General features: G+C 39.6%; 9 protein-coding genes and 1 pseudogene. 3 read left to right on the top strand and 7 right to left on the bottom strand.

Annotated elements, in window-relative coordinates; all coding sequences use genetic code 11:
• Positions 1-269, top strand: a pseudogene (locus PF479_RS02140) (UDP-N-acetylglucosamine 1-carboxyvinyltransferase); the annotation flags it as partial.
• A gap of 223 nt (positions 270-492) precedes the next feature.
• Here the strand turns inward: PF479_RS02140 and PF479_RS02135 are convergent.
• Complete coding sequence (locus PF479_RS02135) at positions 493-1,128, bottom strand: helix-turn-helix domain-containing protein (protein ID WP_298001764.1); 636 nt, start codon at positions 1,126-1,128, stop codon at positions 493-495.
• A 31-nt stretch (positions 1,129-1,159) separates the two neighbouring features.
• Positions 1,160-1,714 (bottom strand): anti-sigma factor antagonist, encoded by a 555-nt coding sequence (locus PF479_RS02130; RefSeq protein WP_298001762.1) that lies wholly within the window; start codon positions 1,712-1,714, stop codon positions 1,160-1,162.
• A 192-nt stretch (positions 1,715-1,906) separates the two neighbouring features.
• Between PF479_RS02130 and PF479_RS02125 the strand changes: the two genes are divergently transcribed.
• Positions 1,907-2,389 carry a hypothetical protein gene (locus PF479_RS02125; RefSeq protein ID WP_298001761.1) on the top strand — a complete coding sequence of 161 codons (483 nt, stop codon included), beginning with the start codon at positions 1,907-1,909 and terminating at the stop codon, positions 2,387-2,389.
• A gap of 10 nt (positions 2,390-2,399) precedes the next feature.
• On the opposite strand, the gene PF479_RS02120 is transcribed toward PF479_RS02125, so the two are convergent.
• The 5 genes from PF479_RS02120 to PF479_RS02100 form a co-directional block, all read right to left on the bottom strand.
• Complete coding sequence (locus PF479_RS02120) at positions 2,400-3,488, bottom strand: sigma 54-interacting transcriptional regulator (protein ID WP_298001759.1); 1,089 nt, start codon at positions 3,486-3,488, stop codon at positions 2,400-2,402.
• Between the two features lie 55 nt (positions 3,489-3,543).
• Positions 3,544-3,990 (bottom strand): FxsA family protein, encoded by a 447-nt coding sequence (locus tag PF479_RS02115; RefSeq protein WP_298001757.1) that lies wholly within the window; start codon positions 3,988-3,990, stop codon positions 3,544-3,546.
• A gap of 38 nt (positions 3,991-4,028) precedes the next feature.
• Positions 4,029-4,760: a WecB/TagA/CpsF family glycosyltransferase gene (locus PF479_RS02110; RefSeq protein WP_298001755.1), complete on the bottom strand. Its 732-nt coding sequence runs from the start codon at positions 4,758-4,760 to the stop codon at positions 4,029-4,031.
• Positions 4,760-5,491 carry a 16S rRNA (uracil(1498)-N(3))-methyltransferase gene (locus PF479_RS02105; RefSeq protein WP_298001754.1) on the bottom strand — a complete coding sequence of 244 codons (732 nt, stop codon included), beginning with the start codon at positions 5,489-5,491 and terminating at the stop codon, positions 4,760-4,762. Before PF479_RS02105 ends, PF479_RS02110 begins: the two co-directional genes overlap by 1 nt.
• A 61-nt stretch (positions 5,492-5,552) precedes the next feature.
• Positions 5,553-6,947 carry a S41 family peptidase gene (locus PF479_RS02100; protein WP_298001753.1) on the bottom strand — a complete coding sequence of 465 codons (1,395 nt, stop codon included), beginning with the start codon at positions 6,945-6,947 and terminating at the stop codon, positions 5,553-5,555.
• A gap of 176 nt (positions 6,948-7,123) precedes the next feature.
• On the opposite strand from PF479_RS02100, the gene PF479_RS02095 reads away from it, so the two are divergent.
• Positions 7,124-7,959: P-loop NTPase (locus PF479_RS02095; protein ID WP_298001751.1), on the top strand; the 836-nt coding region annotated here is incomplete at its 3' end.

Here is a 7,959-nt window from a genome sequence, read left to right as displayed (position 1 = left end):
GATTGTTTTTTGTTGATAAGCTTATATCAATGGGAGCCGGAATCATACTCTGTGATCCGCATAGAGCCGTTGTCACAGGTCCCCGGATTCTCAGTGGTTCTGATCTGGTCTCTCCCGATGTCCGGGCAGGAATGGCCATGGTTATCGCTGCTTTATGTGCCCGGGGAAACAGCAGCATTCATAACGTTTATCAGATTGAGAGGGGATATGAGTCCCTGGTGGATAAATTAATTTCTCTGGGTGCCCATATTAACAGAATTCAGGAATAATACAAAAATATCCACAGCTTATCCACAAGAGAATTCACCATTTTTTGGGAATTCTCTTTTTTTTTAGTTATATATTAAAAAGATAATGTTTCGTTTAAATTATTATCTTGAAACAAGATAATAGATTAATATACTTTATTGTATATTTTTGAAACAGGATTCAAGCTTTATAGATTGGGGGGAAACATGGATTGTGATCAGTTTTTCAACATCTTTGCACAACTTATCCACAAGTAAATATCAAGGCATAACCGAGCTTACTGGAATTCTCTATGATCAGCCCATTGCCATATAAATCAGGAAGTTCAGCTTTTAATCTCTCCCTCAGGTTATGCAGGTGGACATGAAGGGATTTACAAGCCTTATAAGTATTCATCCCCAGGTAATTACTGAGAACTGTGTACTCTAAAAAATTGTTTGAATTTTTCATGAGAACTTTCATTAATCTGTTTTGGTAGGGAGTGAGAGTAATGAAACAGTTGTTGATAAAAAGGGCGTTGCCTTTATAAGTTATGCAGTCTTTTCCAATTCGAATCTTCATATCATCCAGGAAAGGCTGGCTTCGGATGACTAATTCCTGACAATTCCAGGGCTCCTTGAGATAATCAGATGCACCAGCCAGATAGGATTGTTCCAGCAGTTCGGCAGATCCAAAAGGAATAATTTTTCTATTATTGAATTCTTTTACATTTTGAATGAGAAACTGTGCCGGCAGAATTGTCAGATCAGTATAAACATCTTCAAATCTTTGACTATTCCTAAATAGGCAGTTCTTGTACCAAAGAGGATACCTGTCTTTTAATTCTGATCGTATGAGGGGAGGCAGATCTATAGATAGGACTGAAGGGGGAGCAGCCATAAAAAAAAGGCCGGATTACTCCGGCTTTTTTTTATCCTAGAAACACTTGGCCGGTATTGTCTATGGCCAGGATGGTTTTACACTCGCTGCATCTAAATCTTCCGGCCTTTGTTGCCTTCAGTTTCTTAGAACATATGGGGCATCTGAATATTTTTGGAAAAATATCACTGGATTTTGTTTCTCCTTCACTCTCAAAGAAAGCAACAGCTTCATCCAGGTTATCTTTAATATTAAAGAACTGAGAAAACCCCAACAACTGGAATACTTCATAAACCTTAGGCTGTATTTCCAATAAAACAAGATTTCCACCCCTTGGCTTTACTGTTTTCAGGAATGCGGTAAACGATCCGATACCTGTACTGGATACATAATTCAAACTTCCGCAATGAAAGATAAGCCGTGTGAACCCTGACTCTATAGCCTTGTTAACACGCTTCTGGAAGAGATTTGAGTTATATGTATCAATATACCCAGTTAGATACAGAACCAAACAGCCTTTTACAGAATCAATTTTCTGAAGCCTAATTTTTAGACTGTCATCTTTTTCTATATCAAAACCAGCTACAATCTCATTGTTACCACTCATATAAAATTCACCTTTAAATAATGTAGAAATACAAACTAAATATACACTCTTTATTCTATTAATCTGACCCTATTTTGTCAAATAAATAAAAATAGTAATTTTTTTATTTGTTGATACTTACAACTCTGTCTTGATATACCCGTGATGGGAATGTAATATTAGAGCATACTTAGGTTTTTAAAAGGAGAAGGTATGAATATGAAATGGTTCAAATCGATAATTCTATTCCTGTCTTTCAGCATCATTCATATGCTTCCGGCCCAAGATTCTGATATGGAAAGTTTACTCTTTTCCATGACAATTAAAGATCTTAACGCTTTAAGTTCAGAAGCCCTTGATTCCATCACAGAAAAGGGTGATTGGCTCCTTATTGATGGCTCATTAGCTGCTCTAACACGACTTTCTGGGCAGGACGAGGAGTATCTTCTTGATGCACAATTAATTCAGGGTGAGTGGAAAGGACTGGAAGAAGTTCTTAAATATAGCTGTCATCTGATATTTCAAGGAGATGAATGGGCAGATGTAGTTCCAGATAAAACACCTCGAAAGCCTATTGAAGGTCAGATACTTCTCAATAACCGAGTGCTGGTGCTGGCGACTCTTCTCGGTTATGAAATAGACAATAGGGATCCCGTTCCCTATCTTCTCGTACACAAAATACGTCCTCTCCCTTGAGACGTTTCTCTTAGAAATACTGAATATGTTTTTTATTAATTTCTGTCATAGATTCAGATAATATATCTGCTTTTCTAAGAATCGATCGAAGTTCCCTCACATTTCCAGGCCAGGAATAGTCTAAAAGTTTCATCATGGCATCAGGATGAATGCTTTTTGTCGATTTTTCTTTATCCATCAGAAAGCGACAGAGCAGGGGAATATCCTTTTTTCGATACCTTAAAGGTGGAAGATCTATAATTAGAACATTCAAACGATAGTATAGATCTTTACGAAACAGGCCCTCTTCCATCATCTGTTTCAGATCTTTTGAAGTGGCACTGATGATTCTGACATCGACTGTCCTCCGGCTGGTGCTTCCCAGGCGAGTCAGCTGCTTATCTTCCAGAACTCTGAGTAATTTAGATTGGACTGAAAGGGGCATTTCGCCAATTTCATCAAGAAATAGAGTCCCGCCGTGGGCACTCTCAAAATAGCCTGGTTTATTGACGGAATCTGTAAACGCACCCCGTACAGAACCGAACATTTCAGATTCCAGGAGGGTTTCTGGAATGGCCGCACTATTGACTGGTATAAAGGGCCCGCTTCTTCCGCTGTATTTGTGCAGGGCCATGGCGGTTATTTCTTTTCCCGTACCTGTCTCACCGGATAATGTCACGGCATCCTGAAAGGGGCCGTATTTTTTGATGACTTTTCTAACATCACAAATTGCCTTGCTGGTCCCAATAATGCCCATGTCAGGATATTCATTCTTCTCAGACTGCACCGGAGTGCTCTTCATCAGTAGGAAATCAGATAAGTGTTCTTTCTCTATGGGGTAGGAGCAGTAGTGAATCCCCTGCTCGACTAGGGGGATGATTTGTCTGATGTCATCTCCTTCACATCCCCAGATGATAATATTCTCAGGAAATCCAGGTGCTGAATTTAAAGATGAGACAGGGTCAATAAAAAAAGAGGCCTCCAGGAAAAGAAGATCCGGTTGGGTTTTATGTATTTCTTCCCGACTTAAAACTTTAAGATTGCGGACATGAATATGAGGTGGGAGGAGGGAAAGGAGTTGTTGGAAATTCGAATCACCAAGAGAGGAAAGAACAACCATATAGTAATCCTTTGTATGCTATTGTAAAGTTAATATTATATTTGATAAAGTCTTATCAATCAATAACATTTATAAATTCGTGAATTTCTTTCCAATCAATTCTTAAAAAAGAGGAGATTACAAGGCCCCATTTATATCGGAAATAGGGAATGCACAGGATCAGTGCAACCAAAGAGCCGAAAATTCCGGGCATAATCAGAAAAAATGAAACAAAGAGGGTCCCGGGAAACATATTATAATAATATTCAGAAAAGTAATGGTTTTCTGTGTTCGTACGGATGATGAAAAGGTTTTTTTTGACAATGTATATGGATAAGAAAAAACCGGCCAGACTGAAGGCTATCAGAAGGGCTAGAAATAAATACTCTCCCATATAACGGGCTGTCAGGAGAATAATATAGCAATCCAAAAAGGGTATGAATGCTGTTAGAAAAAGGAAATAAAGGTAGCGTACTGTATTTTCAGGATTCAAAATCCTGAGAATTATTTTAACATTTAGCATGGGCTGATCCTATCATTATTGCTCATTATCAGCAAGATTTACCGGTTTTTGATCTTTTCTATTGTGAGGAATAAAAAAAACAAGATGTAGCTGAGAATCTTCCAGGGGAGAATGATGGATAAAATACTTTTTCTGACAATTTGTCCTGATGTAGAGTTCACAGGCTTATTCTTCCTGCCGGAGAATACTTCAAAGCAGGTCTTTCCCCAGAGGGTCAAGCCTGCGGGAAATTGATTTCTGTTTCTATAGATCCAGAGGTTATTGCCCTTTAAGCCTTTTCCCGTCAGGAGCAGGGAGGGTGCAGACTTTCTGACGGCCATTATAATATTTTTTTCTTCCTGCTGCGAAAATTTTCCGGAGTAGCGGCCAACAATATGCAGTCCTGGAAATGAGGCTTTTAGATTAGACTCTGATTTGAGTATATTTTTCTTTCTGGATCCAAGAATATAGATTGATTTTCCATTACGTTCCAAAACACCAAGCAGGCGTATGACAAGTGTAAAGGGGTTTGAAATGGGAGGTTTCTCCCGTTTCAAATATTTTGCCGCAAATGTCAGGGTAGTTGTAATGGGAATGTTGAGTCTTGATGAACGGAGACAATCCATGTACTCCCTATTGAACTGAGCCTTCATTATATCGGCATAGCTGATTAAACAGATTTGACAGGATTGTTCTTCCTCCAGAAGATCTTTCACAGCCTGATCCATCTCATCTTCTGTGAGCATATCAATGGGGATATGAAGGATGCTGATTCTTTTATTTTGATACATTAAATGATCTCCATGGTCGCGATAAGGACAGCCAGTGCAAATAGACTTGCCGTCTCGGCACGTAGGACACTTTCACCCAGATAGAGAGAAGAGAAGCCCTTATTTTTCATAATTTCAATTTCTGAGGTAGACAATCCGCCCTCGGAGCCAATGACTAGATGAATTTCATCACAATTATTTTTAAGCTCATCAAGACTGTTTTCACCCATTTTTTCCTGATGACAGAAAAAGCCTGACGACCGATTATTTTGAATTTCAGGAAGGTCCTGAAACGAAATGAAAGGCTTCAGAATCGTATTTACAGAGGAACCGCTTTGTTGTTGCGCTTCCTTAATAATTTTTCGCCATCGGTCATACTTGTGATCTTCCTTGCTTCCTTTTACGTATTTGACCTGAGAGTAGGTACTGTCTAAAAGAGTGATACTGTCGGAGCCGGCTTCAGTAGCCTGCCGGATCATCAGATCCTGTTTTTTACCTTTACAGAGACATAGATACAGGTGAATGGAGTAGGGGCGGACCTTTCTCTCGAGAATTTCTCCGATTTCAATGATGCAGCAATCTTCCATAATTTCTGAAATTTTGCAACTGTACCGGGTGGAAGTGGAGTCGCTCAGTTCAATGGATTCTCCCTTTTTAGACCTCCTGACCCGGCAAAGATAGTGAAACTCCTCAGCTCTTAGAGTTTCTTTTTTTCCAGTACTGAGTTTTCCTGCAACCAATAGTTGTTTCACTTTATCCCTTTTGAGGTCGGTACAAGAAAGATTTTGATAAACTCTGTGTAAAAACTCATAATCAGTCCTTAATCAGTTCCATGACTTTTTTCAGGGATTCATCATATTCTATATCGAAAATCGGAGGATTATCCATGCGGCGGTTTTTTTCATTCCTGATCATAATCCTGAGGAATTGAATATCCAGCTGAATTCCTTCATCCCGGAGGGCACTGATATAATTATCAATTTTCTCCCCGCTGGGATTTTTGTCCTTATCAATAAATAATCCGATTCGATTTTCTTCCAGCAGGATTTTATAATCCAGTAGGTCCTTTTCACTGAGTTCTTTGTCCTCAACAAGAATATCCGGTTCTATACCGGTCTTATCAATATTGACTCCGCTGGGTGTATAATATCGGGCCATGGTCAGTTTAATCGCACTGTTACCAAGCATCAGCATCTGCTGAACCGAACCCTTCCCATAGGTTGTCTGTCCAACGATTGTGGCTCTTCCCCTATCCTTCAGAACGCCAGTCAGGATTTCTGAAGCCGAGGCAGATCCGTTATCAATAATGACAAATAAATCCATGTCATCAGTGACAAGGGTTCCTGATTTTGCCTTGAAAATTTCATTTTCGCCGGGAATTCTTGATCGAGTGCTGACGATGGTTCCGTTATCAAAGAAAAAATCACTGATGTCAACAACAGAATTGAGAAGTCCTCCCGGGTTGCTTCTGACATCAATGATGACCGAAGCGACGTTCTTTTTTCTAAAATTTCTAAGGGCTTCTTCAACTCGCTCGGTTGTATAGGGAGTAAACTGAATAATCCTGAGATAGCCGGTCTTCTCATTGACATAGTCCCATTTTACAGTGGGTATTTCAATTATGGCTCTTGATAAGATCACATCAAAGATTATGTCACTGTTTCTCAGGATGGTGACAGTGACATCTGTCCCGGCTGGTCCGCGCAGCAGGTTGGAAACTTCATCGGTAGAAAGGTCTTTTGCTGATTTGCCGTCGATTTTGTAAATATAATCTCCAGAATGAATTCCGGCTCTATAGGCAGGAGTTCCTTCGATGGGAGAAACAACCTCAACATAGGGTTTTCGTCCATTTGCATTGGATTCATCAAAAACATCTTTGGATATATACAGCCCTACTCCGCCGAACTGGCCGCTTGTGGTATCTGTGAGTGATTGGAGTTCATCTTCATTCAAGTAGAGAGAATAGGGATCATCCAAACTTTCAAATAACCCTTTCATGGCGCCTTGAAACAGCTGTTCTGGAGGAACTTCATCTACATAATTTCTCAATATAAGATAATAGGCTGTCTCAAAAAGCCTCAGATAATTTTCCGTACCGAGACTTGAGGACTGTGCTGAGACAGTGGGAGCCAAAATAATAACAGTTAATGCCAACAGTAATGACAGAGTAACAGAGACCCATAAAACCCGTTCAGACTTTCTTTTCATATTATTAATCCTTTGGAAAGTATTTTAGATACAGAAGTTTCTTTGTCAACACCTTCCCTTGACCTGTAATTCAATCAGATTTAAACTAAAAAATAACTCACAACCCGGACCTATTCCGGAATTCCGGTTCTATTACTTAAAAAAGGTTATGATTATAATATTAGACGGGAGTTTGAATGATGCAAGTTATTGCTGTTGCCAGTGGAAAGGGTGGAGTTGGAAAATCCCTGTTAGCATCTAATATGGCCATTGGTTTGGCAGATAATAATAAAAAAGTGATTCTGGCGGATCTTGATCTGGGCGGTTCAAACCTGCATCTGGTTATAGGACAAAAAGCGTCCAATATTGGACTCGGGTCCTTTATCAATAATCCCAAGCAGAAAATTGAAGACATAATACAAGAGACTGAATATAAAAATCTCCGTTTTATTTCCGGTGAAGGTGAAGCTCCCGGTGCTGCGAGTATTACGACTCCCCAGAAAACCAGGCTTATAAAGCGGATAAGTTCTCTTGAGGCAGACTATCTGGTTATGGATCTGGGGGCTGGTTCGAGTAATACCATTCTGGACTTTTTTCTCATTTCCGGCTGTGGCATCATTGTGACCACACCAACTCTGACAGCTACTTTGAATGCCTACCTTTTTATTAAAAATGTATTATTCAGGATGCTTTATGCATCATTTAAAAGAAAGTCCCCGGCAACAGTTTATCTGGAGACTCTCAGAAAAGACGGTGTCTCTCTTCAAAAAGTTTACCTCTCCAGCCTCTTGGATAAGCTGAGAGACCTGGATCCGGCAGGAGCGGATCTTTTTGAAGAAAAAAAGAAACACTTTCAGCCGCGGCTGGTTATGAATATGCTGGATAATCCTGATGATATTCAGAAGGTAGACCGACTGATTATTTCTGTCAGGGACTATCTGGGAGTTAATCTGGACTTTTTGGGAGTTCTTTACAGAGATGAATTTCAGAAAAAAGCTCTTAATTCTCGCTTACCTGTTTTGAAATATAAGCC

The sequence above is a fragment of the Oceanispirochaeta sp. genome (genome assembly GCF_027859075.1).
Classification (GTDB): Bacteria; Spirochaetota; Spirochaetia; order DSM-2461; family DSM-2461; genus Oceanispirochaeta.
The sequence above is the reverse complement of the archived record's forward strand: the minus strand, read 5'-3'. Positions and strand labels throughout refer to the sequence as shown.

Excerpts from the sequence above, each read along its gene's own strand:
- PF479_RS02135 (WP_298001764.1), bottom strand. The coding sequence starts at position 1,128 with ATGGCTGCTCCCCCTTCAGTCCTATCTATAGATCTGCCTCCCCTCATA.
- PF479_RS02115 (WP_298001757.1), bottom strand. The coding sequence starts at position 3,990 with ATGCTAAATGTTAAAATAATTCTCAGGATTTTGAATCCTGAAAATACA.
- PF479_RS02110 (WP_298001755.1), bottom strand. The coding sequence starts at position 4,760 with ATGTATCAAAATAAAAGAATCAGCATCCTTCATATCCCCATTGATATG.
- PF479_RS02120 (WP_298001759.1), bottom strand. The coding sequence starts at position 3,488 with ATGGTTGTTCTTTCCTCTCTTGGTGATTCGAATTTCCAACAACTCCTT.
- PF479_RS02130 (WP_298001762.1), bottom strand. The coding sequence starts at position 1,714 with ATGAGTGGTAACAATGAGATTGTAGCTGGTTTTGATATAGAAAAAGAT.
- PF479_RS02125 (WP_298001761.1), top strand. The coding sequence starts at position 1,907 with ATGAATATGAAATGGTTCAAATCGATAATTCTATTCCTGTCTTTCAGC.
- PF479_RS02100 (WP_298001753.1), bottom strand. The coding sequence starts at position 6,947 with ATGAAAAGAAAGTCTGAACGGGTTTTATGGGTCTCTGTTACTCTGTCA.